Source organism: Streptomyces sp. NPDC094032, assembly GCF_040303965.1.
GTDB lineage: Bacteria > Actinomycetota > Actinomycetes > Streptomycetales > Streptomycetaceae > Streptomyces.
In genome coordinates this window covers 34,991-46,728 of sequence record NZ_JBEOUE010000039.1, presented here as the reverse complement: position 1 = coordinate 46,728, position 11,738 = coordinate 34,991, and the positions used below count along the sequence as shown (strand labels likewise).

The window sequence follows — 11,738 nt, the reverse complement described above, 5'->3', positions numbered from 1 at the left end:
CTCGGGAAGAAGCTGTGCGGGATCGAGGTGCGGGACATCGAGGCGCACGAGCCGCCCGCGTTCGGCGCCGCGCTGCGCCGCTGGCTGGTCTACAGTGGCGGCGGCTCCGGATCCGCATGATCGTCCCTGTGCGGGACGCGCCGTTCCCGCAGCACCGGCAAGCGCGAGAGTGTGTGAGTCCATGTCGACCGACGTCAAGGTCCGTGCCGTAACCACCGAGGACTTCGCGCAGTGGCGTGCCCTCTACCGCGGCTACGCCGAGTTCTACCGGGTCGAGCAGACCGAGGAGGCCGCCGAGCGGGTCTGGTCGTGGATCCACGACGCCGGACACGAGGTGAACGCGCTGGTCGCCGAGGACGTCGACGGCCGGCTCATCGGGCTCGCCCACTACCGGCCCTTCGCCCGCCCGCTCTCGGCGACCACCGGGTGCTTCCTGGACGACCTGTTCGTCGCCCCGGAGAGCCGCGGGTCCGGTGCCGCCGACCGGCTCCTGGAGGCGCTGCGCGGGATCGCCGCCGAGCGCGGCTGGAGCGTCGTGCGCTGGATCACCGCCGACGACAACCACCGCGCCCGCGCGAAGTACGACCAGGTGGCGACGCGCACGATGTGGGTCACGTACGACATGACGCCCGGCGTCTGAGGCCCGGCTCGCGCGCCGCGCCGATCAGGGGTGCGACGAGCAGCGGTTGCGCGGCGGCGAGGGCGAGGCAGAGGGCCGCCGTGCAGGCCCACAGGGCCGTCGCGCCGAAGCGGTCGAGGAGCTGGGTCGCGGTGATCGGGGCGGCCGTCGTGGCGATGCCCCAGCTGATGCCGTACGCGGCGAGGTAGCGGTCCGAGCCGCCGGGCGGGGCGAGCGCCGCGACGACGCCGAACACCCGGCCCAGGACGAACACCTCGCCCAGGCTCCACAGCCCCGTGGCGACCAGGAACGCGGGCAGGGACGACGCAAGGGCGTATCCGGCCAGACCGAGCGTCATCAGCGTGTAGCCGAGCGCCAGGGCGGCGGTGTCGGTGAGCGCGGCGATCCGGCGCAGCCGCAGGGCGGGCTGGGCGGCCACGACGGTGACGGCCGAGGCGGTGAACAGCAGCCCGGCGTCGGCGGGTTCGAGCCCCCGGCGGGCGAGGGTCAGCGGCAGCCCCATGACGACCTGCATGGCCACGAGCGCGAAGACGGTGCCGCAGGTGAACATGGCCCACAGCGCCCGGTCCCGCCAGGGGCGGACCGGGGCGCCGCCGCCCTCGTCCTCGCCGCCGGTGGCGGCCGGACGGCGGCCCGGGTGGTCGGCGGGCAGAGCGAGGCGCAGGGCCAGGGCGCAGGCGAGGCAGGTGAGCGCGTCCACGACGAAGAGCCAGCGCAGGTCCCACCGGCCCACGGCCGCCGCGATCAGGCCCGCGCCGGTGCCGGCCACGGCCAGCCCGGCGTTGAGCAGGCTGAACGCGCGGACCCGTTCGGCCGGGCCGACGGCGTCGGCGATCATCGCCTGGCTCGGGGGCTCGTACAGCTCGAAGGCGAGTCCGAGGAGGATCGCGAAGAGCGCGACCTGGAGCAGCGAGTCGGCGGCGGCGATGGCGAGTTGCGCGACGGCGCAGCCGGTGAGGCCGAGCACGATGGTGCGGCGGCGTCCCAGGACTCCCGCGAGGCGGCCGCCGGCCAGCCGCGAGGGGATCGTGGCGAGGCCGAACGCGGCCGAGAGCAGCCCGGCCGTGGTCACGCTCGCCCCGAAGTCGCTGCTGATCAGGACCGTCAGGAACGGCAGGGAGAAGGCTCCCAGCTTGTTGACGGCCCGCGCCACCACCAGGAGCCACACGATCCTGGGCATGGCCGCCGCCTCTCACGTAACCGTCGAACCACGAGAGTCGCACGGTCGCGCCTACGCGGCGGAGGCGGAGTACCTCGTCGCGGCGGCGGGGCGCATGCGGGCGGTGTTCCAGGCGGTGCGGGACGGCGACCTGGACACGGCCGCCGCGACGGTGAACGGTCTGCTGCGGGTCAGCGGCGCCCGGCCGCGTCTGGACCGGCGCGCGGGCGAGCCCTGGCAGCTGCGCTTCCACGGCTCCGACGACTCCTTCGCCGCGGGCTGCACCGCGGGCTGCGCCACGGCCCTCGCGCCGGCCGTCGGCGGCAGCCTCGCCAGCCGGCTGGGCGTCTGCCGGGCCGGCCGCTGCGACCGCGTCTACGTCGACACCTCGCGCGATGCCGCGCGTCGGTTCTGCTCGACCGCGTGCCGGAACCGCGCCAAGGCGGCGGCCTTTCGCGCGCGCAAGAGCGCGACGGCGTGATCCGGTCGCGGGCGTCCGTCAGAACGGGCCGCGGCCCGAGCGGTTGCCGCGCGGCTTGCCGCGGCCGGTGCGGCGGCGGCCGCCGGGCGGGGTCGGGGCCTCTCCCCCGGCGGCGCCCGGCGACGAGAAGCCGACGGCCACCGGCGGCGGGCCGGCGGGGGCCGGGGAGGCGGTCCGGGCGCTCGGGCCCGGCTGGGCCGCCACGGTCCGGCCGCCCGCGAGGACGATGGCGTGCGTGATGAGCGGCGCGCAGGCCTGGCAGATCTCGGCGAGCGTCCAGACCTCGGCGACGGCCGGGTTGTGGATGAGGACGAGCAGCGTCGTCCCCGTGCAGGTGGAACGCGCCGTGTGGTGGCGGCAGCCGCTCGCCCCGCAGGCGCAGGCGGCGTTCGGGCGCGGGGTGGCGAGGCGGGCGTGGGCGCGCGCGTGCTCGGCGGCGAAGGCGCGCAGGGCCGCGACGTCCCTGGACCTGGCGGGCATGCGGCAGCCCTCCGTGGTGCAGGTGACCGTGGCGGAGTGGTCCGGGTGACCGGTGAGTCGGATGGTCCAGGTTCTGCCTGGGACACGTGATCCGGGAAGCATGCTCAACGCGCGCGTGTCCGTTCGAATGAGAGGGGTGTTGGTCATGGTTTTACCCCGAAGGCGGCTGAGGTTCACATCCGGGGCCCGAGAACCGGGACCGAGATCGTCCGGTCGGCCGATATCCGGCCCCGCCCCGGAGGGGGCGCGCGCCCGCTCGGTACCGGCACGCGTGCCGTCGGAGTGCGCCCGTCGTGATCCTTCGCGCGGGGCGGCTCGGGCCGTGAGCCGTTGAGGCGGATGTGCCCTGCTGAGCATGCTGGAGCGCATGACGAAGCATCAGCGGTGGGGCAGGGCGGCGGTCGTCGGCGGGAGCTACGCGGGGCTCGTGACCGCGCGGGTCCTCTCGGACTTCTTCGACGAGGTCGTGCTGCTCGAACGGGACCCGGTCGACGGGGACACCGGCAGCCATCCGGGGGCGCCGCAGGGGTATCACGCGCACGCCATGCTGGCCAAGGGCGGCGAGGTGCTGGAGCAGCTGTTCCCGGGGCTGCGCGAGGAGCTGCGCGAGGCCGGCGCGCCGGTGTTCGACTACGGCGAGGGCATCGACTTCCTGCTGCCCGGCGGCACCGCACCACGGACCCGCACGGGGGTCGAGATCCAGACGTTCACCCGGGACGGTCTCGAACGGCGGCTGCGCCGCAGGGTGCTCGCCCTGCCGCAGGTGACGCTGATGCCCGGCACCTCGTGCACCGGGCTGCTGCGCGACGGGAGCGGCCGGGTGAGCGGCGTGTCGTACCACCGGGGTGACGGCGGGGGCGAGGGCGCCGAGCTGGCGGCCGATCTGGTGGTCGACGCGTCGGGCCGGTCCAGCGCGCTGGAGAAGTGGCTGGGCGACCTGGGGGTGACGGTGCCCGAGATGCGGACGGTGAAGGCGAAGGTCACGTACACCTCGATGAACTTCGACCGGCCGGAGGAGGGGCATCCGGACTACTTCGTCGCCTACGAGATGCTGTTCGCGCCACGGGTCGCGCGCGCCGGGGTGCTGCTGGCGGTCGAGGGCGGCCGGTGGACGTGCTCGCTGTTCGGGTTCCAGCAGCAGCCGCCGACCGACGACGCCGGGTACCTGGAGTTCGCCCACACCCTGGACAACCCGCATCTGGCGGAGCAGCTCGCACGGCGCAGCGTGCAGGAGCCGACGTACCGCTACACCAACGTCGACAACCGCTGGCGGCCGTACCACCTGGTCAAGGAGTGGCCGGACCGGCTCCTCGCGGTGGGCGACGCGGTCTGCGTCTTCAACCCGGTGTACGGGCAGGGGCTCACCGTCGCCGCGATGGAGGCCGACCTGCTGCGCGGGATGCTCGCGCGGCGGCGCGCGGCGGGCCGGTCGCTCGACGGGGCCGCGCGCGCGTTCCAGCGGCGGGTCGGCCGGCTGCTGCTCACGCCCTGGACGCTGTCGACCAACTCGGACCTGATGTGGAACCCGCGGCGGCAGCCGGCGGGTGCCCGGTTCGCGCACTGGTACAACAGCCGCCTTTTCCGGGTGGCGGTGAAGGACGCGGCCGTGTGGTCGCGCTTCGTGCGGGTCGTCAACATGACCGCGTCTCCGGCGGTCCTCTTCCACCCGGTGGTGGCGGCCAAGGTGCTGGCGGCGGCCTTCACGACGTCGGCGGGCGGGCGCTGACGGCACCCGGGGGCACTCTTCGGCCGCGCTCCTTCCTCCGTTACGGAGGGGGCGCGGCCGATGGCGTGTCGCGGGGTGCCGCGAGGGCGGCCAGGTAGGCGTCGAGGAGCTCGACCTGGTGCTCGGGGGTGAACTCGGCGGGGGCGAAGAGGGCCTGCACGACCAGGCCGAGGGCGAAGGACTGGGCGCCGGAGGCGAGGTGCCCCGGGTCGCCGGGGGGCAGTTCGCCGAGCTCCTGGGCCGCGGCGACGCGTTCGGCAAGCCGGACGCGGCTGCGGCCGTACTTCCCCGCGTAGTCCTCGGTGAGGGCCGGGTCGGCGAGGGCGGTGTCCCAGGAGGAGACCCAGATGCGGTTGCTCGCGGTGGCATCGGCGGTCAGCGGCAGGATGTCGAGCAGGGCGCTCCGCAGGGCGGCGAGGCCCGGTGCCGCGGCGCGGCGGGGACGGGCGGTGGTCCGCTCGTCGAGGAGGTCGAGGGCGTGCGCGACCAGGTCGCGTTTGGCCGGGAAGTAGTGGGTGAGCAGGCCGGTGGTGGCGCCGAGCTCGGCGGCGACGGCGCGCATGGTCAGGCCGCCGAAGCCGTGGGCGGCGAGGACGCGCCAGACGGCCTCCGAGACGTCCCGGCGGCGGGCTTCATGGTCGCCCTTGGTTCGTGCCATGCTGCTACGGTACATAACCGTAACGCTTGTTGTGTGAATGGGGTCACCATGTTCTCCCTCCCGCTGCGGGACGGCGCCACGCTCCGTCCGCTCGAGGTCCGGCACGCCGAGGAGTTCGCCGCCCACATGGGCCGGGCGCGCGAGCACATCCGGCCGTGGGTCGGCGCGGGATTCCTCTCGTCCGACGTCGAGGGCGCGCGGGCCACGCTGCGCCGCTACGCCGACCGCCAGGCCGGGGACGGCGGGCGCCTGTTCGGCATCTGGCTCGACGGCACGCTGGTCGGCGGCGTGATGTTCACGGACTTCTCGGTCGCGACGGACCTGTGCGAGGTGGGCTGCTGGCTGGAGCCCGCCGCGGAGGGCAAGGGCCTGATCACCCCGGCCTGCGAGATCCTGCTCGACTGGGCGCTCGTCGAGCGCGGCGTCCACCGCGCGGAGTGGCACTGCCGCGCCGACAACGAGCGCAGCGCGGCGGTGGCGAAGCGGCTCGGGATGACCCTGGAGGGCGTGAACCGCGAGACCTGGGCGTACGGCGGCACCCGCCACGACAAGCAGGTGTGGGCGGTGCTGGCGCCGGAGTGGCGGGCGCACCGGGGGCTGTAGGAAAGCCGTACGGGGCCGCTCGCGGGAGCGGCCCCGTACGTACGTGCGGTGGGCGTGTCAGCTGGTCAGCTGGTCAGCTGGTCAGCGAGAAGGCCTCCCCGTAGACGCTCCAGCGCAGCGGCGTATTGAGGTCGAAGTTGCCCTCGTTGAGGAAGCGGCGCTGGGCGGTGCTGACCCGGGTGGTGTCGCTGTGCGCTTCCTCCTTGCGCATCTCCGCCTCGCGGGCGTCGAGGAAGGCGTTCAGGTACGCCCGCTCGTCGCCGCCTCTGGAGGGCGGGAGAGCACGCGAGAGGGCGACCGAGCGGATGCTGCGGAAGCCGTCCTCGCCGTGCATGACGGCGGCGTCGTAGTACGCGAACTGGCCGAGCGCCCGCAGGCCGTCCGCCTTGGCCTGGGAGACCGCGGGGTTGAAGTAGACGCGGTCTCGCTCCGACTCCTGGGTCTGCTGGAACACCGAGTCCTGGGCGGCCTGCCGCCAGGCGTTCGGGAAGCCCGGGTCGAGCCCCTGGTGGGAGTCGGTCCCGTTGACGGCGCGGAGCGCGCTCAGGTAGCGGGCGAGCGGGTTGGACGGCTTCTTGGCCGTGTAGCGCTCGACCAGGTCCAGCATGTCGCCGGTGCCGGAACAGAAGCCGACGATGCCGGCGGTGTAGCCGCGCCCGTCGCCGATGTCCTCGATGTAGCCGAACTGGGCGCGCCAGTCGAGGGAGGAGTTCTCGAAGGTGGAGACGATCTTCATGGCGACCTCCTTCTTGCGGGGGTCGTCGAGGTTGGTGCCGCTGGAAGGCGGCGGGGTGGTGCCCGATCCGTACGCCTCCACCTCCCAGAGCGAGTAGCCGTACGTGGTGCCGCGCCGGGTGCCGAAGACCCGCAGGTAGCGGCCGGTACCGTTGACCGCGAGGTCGTCGGTGCCGCCGTCGCCCGTGCTCGTGGTGTAGACCTGGCGCCAGGTCGAGCCGTCGTCGGACAGCTCGACGCGGTACGCCTTGGCGTAGGCGGCCTCCCACTTGAGCACGACGCGCTTCACGGCGGTCGAGGACCCGAGGTCGACCCGTATCCACTGGTTGTCCACGCCTTCGGCGCTGGCCCAACGGGTGGAACCGGAACCGTCCACGGCCTTCGCGCCGCCGAGAGTGCTGCTCTCGGTGGACGAGGTGGTGACCGGGCGGCCCTGCGCGAGATTCCCCGCCGCGGCGGTGGCGGGGGTGAGGCCGGAGACGGCGGGAAGCAGGACACCGGTGGCCGCGGCGACGACGAGCGCGGCCAGGCGGCGGCGCCGGAGTGCGTTGATCGTGGGGGGCATGTCACTCCATCCGTGGGCGGGAGGAAGACTGATAGGAAAGGTTCCTATCTTTGGGTGAGGCGAGAGTAAGGGGCGACTTGTGGGAACACAAGAGGGCGGGAAGGAAAGGGAGTTGGGCGCTTTCCTGGTGAGGTCCGACGTCATCGGCGCGGTGACGGATGCGCACGCGGGGCGGGGCGGGCCGGCGTTGCGGGCCTGGGAGGACGGTGACGCCGAGGCGCTCGTGAGGCATCACGGCGACCCGCAGATGCGGCGCTGGCTCGCCACCCACCTCGACTCGGCGGAGCAGGCGCGCGCGTGGATCGCGGAGCAGAACCGGGGGCGCGAGGCCGGTTCGCGGGTCGCGTTCGCGGTGGTGGAGGTGACGCCCGGGGCGGACAGGGCAGGCACGGCGGACGGGGTGGACAGGGCAGGCGCGGCGGACGGGGCGGGCGGGGGTGGTGTGCCGGGTGAGCCCGTCGGGCATGTCGCCCTGACGAGAACGGCGGGGGTCGTACGCGTCGGGTACTGGACGGCCGCCTCGGCGCGCGGGCGCGGGATCGCCTCCCGCGCGCTGGCCCTGGCCGCCGCGTGGGCCTCCGCCGCACCGGACAGCCCGTTCACGGGTGACCGGCTGGAGCTGGTGCACGCGGTCGGCAACGACGGCTCGTGCCGGACCGCCCTGTCCGGCGGATTCCGCGCCGAGGGGGACCTGCCGGCCGCCCCGCCGGAGCGGCCGCGGGCGATGCACCTGCACGTGTACGACCGGGGCTGACCCCGGCGGGTCGGCGCGGCACGACGGAGCCCCCGCCGCGCGGGGCGCGAGCGGGGGCCGGTGCGGGTCAGCCCTGGCGGGCCTGGGCGCGGGTCGTCAGCGGACCTCGCGGAACTCCACGTGTGCCGCCACGACCGGGTCGTACTTGCGCAGGACCAGGCGGTCGGGGTCGTTCTGGCGGTTCTTCCGGGTCACATAGGTGACGCCGGTGCCGGCGGTGGACCGGAGGGTGACCACCGGGCGCTGGGTGGTGCGGGCCATGCTGTGCTCCTTCCGGCCGACAGACCCCGGGATCATTTGATTCGGGCATGTCAGCTTCGCTCTGTGCAACAGACCACCCGAGCCGGGCATTCCCGCCCTCACGCCGACGGCCCGGCAGCGGGCTCACGCCCTCGGTGCCGCCGAGCCGCCGTGCGGGCGCTCCCCGGGCCGGTTCGTGACCGCCCTGGTCAGGACGGCGGAGCTGCCGAGGACGGTGCCCGCCGGGCCCGCGTCCGTCGAGCCCACCAGCACCGTCCGCTGTCCCAGGAACGCCGAGGTCTTCCGGTCGAAGATCCACTGGGTCTGCTCGCCGCGCGCGGTACGGGCCACGGCGACGCCCTCGCGGCCCGCGGCGTCCTTCGCGGACGGCAGCACGGTGGTGCCCGGGATCCGCGCGGCGGCCCCGTACAGCGCGGCCGTCACCTTCGGGGGCGCCCAGGTCTCACCGAGCAGCGTGCCGATGGCGGTGAAGGCCCGCTGGTCCGCGTCCCCGCCGCCGGTCGTCCGGGTCTGGGCGTAGACCAGCTTCAGCAGGGTCTCCGGGTCGGTCGGCAGGGAGGCGACGAAGGTGTGGGTCGGGTCGGTGACCGACGCCGCCGGAGCGCCGCCCTCGGCCAGGCGGGGCGTGGCGCCCCGGTGGTCGAGCGTGTACACGGGGGCCCGGACGCCGAGCGGGCTGTCCGCGGCGCCCTGCTCGCGCAGCAGGCCCTCGCGGCTGCCGTCCGCCGAGAGCCAGACCTGCCTGCGGTGGGCCGGCGGCAGCGTGGCGGGGCCGCCGGAGGCGCTCCGGGCGGCGTAGGCGACCAGGCTCTCGAGGTAGACGAACTGCTCGGGGCGCGCCTCGGCCCGAGGACTCGCGGCCGCCGCGAGCGCGGCGCGCGACAGGATCTGCCCGGGCCCGGGCGCTGCGAGCCCCGCGTGTGGGGCGGGGGCGGGCGGCACGGGCGATTCACCCGCGACGACGGTCAGGGCCACGGCGGTCACGGCGACCGTGCAGGCCACCGCCGGGACGGCGAAGCGCGGGAGGCGGCGACGGGCGCGGAGGGCGTCCCGCCCCTCGACCGAGTTCAGGATCCGGTGCTTGAGCATCTGGTGGCGCAGCGGCGGCAGGTCCGGCACCTCGGGGGGCGGCAGCAGACCAGCGAGCTCGGCGCGGAGGGCTTCGTCGGCGGGGGTGTTCACAGCGAGTTCTCCGAGGTGGTTCGGCGCACGAGTGCGGGGGCGGTCGCGGTGGCGGTGGCGGTCGCGGTCGCGAAGGGGGTGGCTTGGGCGGTACGGGTACGGGCGGAAGCCGCCTTGGTGACGGGGACGGGGACGGGTGCGGAGACGGCTGTCGGTACCGCGGCCGTGGCGGCGTCGGCCGAAGCCGCCGCTCGGGCCTTCCGTACCGCCTTCAGCTCCGCGTCGGCCAGCGTCCTGAGCCTGTCCCGGGCACGGGAGAGGCGGGAGCGGACCGTGCCGACCGGGATGCCCAGGGCCTCGCCGGCGGCCGCGTAGTCGAGTCCGGCCCACACCACGAGGGCGAAGACCTCGCGGTCGCGGCGGCGCAGGCGCTTCAGCGCGGCGCGGGCGGCGGCCAGTTGCTCCGTGTCGTAGAGCCGGGTCACGACGTCGTCGGCGAAGTCGGGGAGCACGCCCCGGTCGGCGAGCCGGGCCAGGGCCCGGTCGCGGCGGCGGGCCTCACGGGCCGTGCCGCGCAGGATGTTGGTCGCGATGCCGAGCAGCCAGGGGCGCAGGCCTTCGCCGTCGGGGCGCAGCCGCTCGCGGCAGCGCCAGGCCTCCAGGAAGGTGGCGGAGACGACGTCCTCGGCGGCGGCCCGGTCGCCGCAGACGCGCATCGCGTACCGGAACAGGACCTGCGCGTGCTCGTCGTAGGCCTCGCCGAGTGCCGCGGTGTCCCCGGCACGGAAACGATTCCTCATAGGTGATTCCACATGGAGTACTGGACCCCGGTTCGCCCGGGTTCCCGTGACCTGCGCCACATCCGCCTCAACTGCCTCAACTCCCTCAGCTCCCTCAGCTCCGTGTGGCGCAGGTCACGGGAACGGCCCCCGCCCTTCCGCCCAGTGCTGATCATGAACAACATCGCCACCCGGCACACGACCCGCCGGACCCTGCTGCGCGGCCTCACCCTCGCCGCCGCCGGCACCTGCCTCCCCGCCGCCGTCGCCCACGCCGCCACTCCGGCCGCGGCCGCGACCGCCGCGAGCACCGAGACGTACACGCTGACGCTCGTCCACGTCGGCCGCACCGGCGCGCCGACCACCGACTACACCACCCACGTCATCGGCGTCTCCGGCGCCGCCGCCGGCTTCAAGCACCTGCTGCGCGAGGAGACGGAGTCGACCGTCACCCTCCGCGTCCCCAAGGGGCGTTACCTGTTGGACTCCTCGATCAGCGTGTACAGCCCGCGGATCGAGACGGACTGGATCGTCCAGCCGCGCCTGGACGTGGACGGGGACACGACCGTCGTCTTCGACCCCCGTTCGGCCCAGCCGATCGACGTGGTGCCGCCGGAGGCCGGGACCGAGTTCCGGCTGGGCGGAGTGCTCGTCGAGGTCGCGCACGGCGGCGGCACCGCCAGCGTGCACATCATCAACGCCACCCCGACCCTGCGGATGGCCCACCAGGGTCCGGCGGCCGAGCCCGGCTCGGTGCGGCAGTGGGTCGACTGCTACTGGAAGGGGGAGAAGCAGTGGTACGCCCTCGGCTACGCCTTCACCTCCGACCGCGCGCTGACCGGCCTCGTCCGGCGCCCGAAGGCCGCCGAGCTGGGCACTCTCACGGTCCACGCCCCCGCGCCGGCGTCCGGGCCGGGGTACGGGTTCGTCACGCTCGAACCGTCCGGTCCGACGGCGGCCATGGTGCCCCAGCCGCTGCTGGTCCCGGGCAGCACCACGTTCCTGACGACCCCTGAGCGCGGGGCCTGGAACATCGGCTACAGCACGCCCCGGGTGACGGACGAGACGCCGCCGACCGTGTACGAGGCGGTCGACATCCAGGTGCGGGCCGGTGCCACCAGGCTCGTCACCTTCGACAGCCCGGTCTTCGGCCCCGCCCTCGATCCGAGGCCCGGCGCACGGCCCGCCGGCGTGCGCACCGGCAACACGATCCGCCTCGACCTGTCCCTGCTCGCGGACGGCGAGGGACATCTGTCGAAGGATCCGCTGTTCGAGGGCGCGAGCACCACCCTGCACCGCAACGGCGGGCTCGTCGGCACCCTGCGCGGCACGCCCGGGCAGGCCGAGTTCACCGTGCCGTCCCCCCGCGCCGACTACCGGCTCTCCACGACGGCGGCCCGTCCGGGCGGCCGGGTCACGGCCACCTGGACCTTCACCTCGGCCGCGTCCGCGCAGCCCGCCGAACTCCCGCTCAGCGTGGTCCGTTTCACCCCGGAGCTGCGAGCGGACGGCACCGCCGCGCCGTACACGACCTCGCTCGTGCCGGTGACGGTCCAGGGCGCGGCCGCGACGTCGGGGATCCGGTGCCTGGCCGTCTCGGTGTCCACCGACGCCGGGACCACCTGGTCCCGGGTGCCCATGGTCGGGAGCCACGCCTCCGTCCGTACGCCGGGGCCGGGCGGGACGGTGTCGTTCCGTGCCGAGCTGACGGATGCCGTCGGCAACACGCTCACCCAGACGCAGATCGGCGCGTACCGCGTCACCGCCGGCTGATC

13 protein-coding genes and 1 pseudogene are annotated in these 11,738 nt (G+C 74.6%); 7 read left to right on the top strand and 7 right to left on the bottom strand.

Annotation, left to right across the window (positions count from 1 at the left end):
* Both ABTZ54_RS33585 and ABTZ54_RS33580 read left to right on the top strand, forming a co-directional pair.
* Positions 1-105, top strand: a pseudogene (locus ABTZ54_RS33585) (RDD family protein); the annotation flags it as partial.
* Positions 106-181: 76 nt separating this feature from the next.
* A complete protein-coding gene (locus ABTZ54_RS33580; protein WP_351670913.1) occupies positions 182-640 on the top strand; it encodes a GNAT family N-acetyltransferase in 459 nt (152 codons plus the stop codon).
* Here the strand turns inward: ABTZ54_RS33580 and ABTZ54_RS33575 are convergent.
* Positions 612-1,820, bottom strand: coding sequence for an MFS transporter (locus tag ABTZ54_RS33575; RefSeq protein WP_351670910.1), 1,209 nt, complete (start codon positions 1,818-1,820; stop codon positions 612-614). The genes ABTZ54_RS33580 and ABTZ54_RS33575 overlap by 29 nt on opposite strands.
* On the opposite strand from ABTZ54_RS33575, the gene ABTZ54_RS33570 reads away from it, so the two are divergent.
* On the top strand, positions 1,819-2,280 hold the full coding sequence (locus ABTZ54_RS33570) for a CGNR zinc finger domain-containing protein (protein WP_351670907.1): 462 nt from the start codon (positions 1,819-1,821) through the stop codon (positions 2,278-2,280). The genes ABTZ54_RS33575 and ABTZ54_RS33570 overlap by 2 nt on opposite strands.
* Before the next feature lie 18 nt (positions 2,281-2,298).
* Here the strand turns inward: ABTZ54_RS33570 and ABTZ54_RS33565 are convergent, their stop codons facing one another.
* Entirely contained in the window at positions 2,299-2,760 is a 462-nt protein-coding gene (locus tag ABTZ54_RS33565; protein WP_351670904.1) for a hypothetical protein, read from the bottom strand.
* Positions 2,761-3,127: 367 nt separating this feature from the next.
* Between ABTZ54_RS33565 and ABTZ54_RS33560 the strand changes: the two genes are divergently transcribed.
* Positions 3,128-4,486, top strand: a complete 1,359-nt coding sequence (locus ABTZ54_RS33560) for an FAD-dependent oxidoreductase (protein WP_351670901.1) — start codon at positions 3,128-3,130, stop codon at positions 4,484-4,486.
* A gap of 40 nt (positions 4,487-4,526) precedes the next feature.
* On the opposite strand, the gene ABTZ54_RS33555 is transcribed toward ABTZ54_RS33560, so the two are convergent.
* Positions 4,527-5,144, bottom strand: coding sequence for a TetR/AcrR family transcriptional regulator (locus tag ABTZ54_RS33555; protein WP_351670898.1), 618 nt, complete (start codon positions 5,142-5,144; stop codon positions 4,527-4,529).
* A gap of 48 nt (positions 5,145-5,192) precedes the next feature.
* Here ABTZ54_RS33555 and ABTZ54_RS33550 point away from each other — a divergent pair, with 48 nt between their 5' ends.
* The gene (locus ABTZ54_RS33550) at positions 5,193-5,747 is read left to right on the top strand and encodes a GNAT family N-acetyltransferase (protein ID WP_351670919.1); all 555 of its coding nucleotides are present in this window, start codon (positions 5,193-5,195) and stop codon (positions 5,745-5,747) included.
* A 73-nt stretch (positions 5,748-5,820) separates the two neighbouring features.
* Here the strand turns inward: ABTZ54_RS33550 and ABTZ54_RS33545 are convergent, their stop codons facing one another.
* Positions 5,821-7,047: a chitosanase gene (locus ABTZ54_RS33545; RefSeq protein WP_351670895.1), complete on the bottom strand. Its 1,227-nt coding sequence runs from the start codon at positions 7,045-7,047 to the stop codon at positions 5,821-5,823.
* Positions 7,048-7,159: 112 nt separating this feature from the next.
* Between ABTZ54_RS33545 and ABTZ54_RS33540 the strand changes: the two genes are divergently transcribed.
* A complete protein-coding gene (locus tag ABTZ54_RS33540; RefSeq protein ID WP_351670892.1) occupies positions 7,160-7,801 on the top strand; it encodes a GNAT family N-acetyltransferase in 642 nt (213 codons plus the stop codon).
* A 96-nt stretch (positions 7,802-7,897) separates the two neighbouring features.
* Here ABTZ54_RS33540 and rpmG read toward each other — a convergent pair whose 3' ends face one another.
* From rpmG to ABTZ54_RS33525, 3 genes are all read right to left on the bottom strand, one after another.
* A complete protein-coding gene (gene rpmG, locus ABTZ54_RS33535) occupies positions 7,898-8,062 on the bottom strand; it encodes a 50S ribosomal protein L33 (RefSeq protein WP_046910080.1) in 165 nt (54 codons plus the stop codon).
* Between the two features lie 123 nt (positions 8,063-8,185).
* Positions 8,186-9,244 carry a CU044_5270 family protein gene (locus ABTZ54_RS33530; protein WP_351670887.1) on the bottom strand — a complete coding sequence of 353 codons (1,059 nt, stop codon included), beginning with the start codon at positions 9,242-9,244 and terminating at the stop codon, positions 8,186-8,188.
* Entirely contained in the window at positions 9,241-9,984 is a 744-nt protein-coding gene (locus ABTZ54_RS33525) for an RNA polymerase sigma factor (protein WP_351670884.1), read from the bottom strand. The genes ABTZ54_RS33530 and ABTZ54_RS33525 overlap by 4 nt, the downstream gene beginning before the upstream one ends.
* A gap of 12 nt (positions 9,985-9,996) precedes the next feature.
* Between ABTZ54_RS33525 and ABTZ54_RS33520 the strand changes: the two genes are divergently transcribed.
* Positions 9,997-11,736: a serine protease gene (locus ABTZ54_RS33520; protein WP_351670881.1), complete on the top strand. Its 1,740-nt coding sequence runs from the start codon at positions 9,997-9,999 to the stop codon at positions 11,734-11,736.
* Positions 11,737-11,738: the final 2 nt, after the last annotated feature.